Origin of the sequence: uncultured Polaribacter sp., assembly GCF_947500975.1 — a bacterium.
Classification (GTDB): domain Bacteria; phylum Bacteroidota; class Bacteroidia; order Flavobacteriales; family Flavobacteriaceae; genus Polaribacter.
On record NZ_CANMUE010000062.1, the window covers coordinates 1 to 410 of the forward strand.

Annotated in this window: 1 protein-coding gene; it reads right to left on the reverse strand. The window is 32.4% G+C overall.

Going from position 1 to position 410, the window contains the following annotated elements:
• Positions 1-410: hypothetical protein (locus tag Q0733_RS13015; protein WP_298782772.1), on the reverse strand; the 410-nt coding region annotated here is incomplete at both ends.

The window sequence follows — 410 nt, forward strand, 5'->3', positions numbered from 1 at the left end:
TCCATGCAATTTCAATAAGTACTTGAGGATAATCTATACTAGAACCACTTAAATAACATTGTAAAAAATCTCCTTCTACAAAATCTACGTTAATAGTTGTATCATGATTACCTTGAGCTGTGCTTACAGTTAAAGATGTTATTGCAGTTGCAACATCATTTTTTCTAATTTGAATTGTATAGGTTTGATTTGCATTACTTTGTACTGTTATTGCAGTTATTGTTCCACTTCTTATCATTCTCCAGCCGTTAAAACTGGATAACGCTCCATTAAATTGACGTAAATATTCATTAGTTGTACCAGCGCTATTTCTACCCCAACCTATCATATTTCTATCTACACTTAACCATTTAGATCTTGTTGCGTCATAACTATATAATAAGCCGTCATCGGCAACATGAAATTCACCT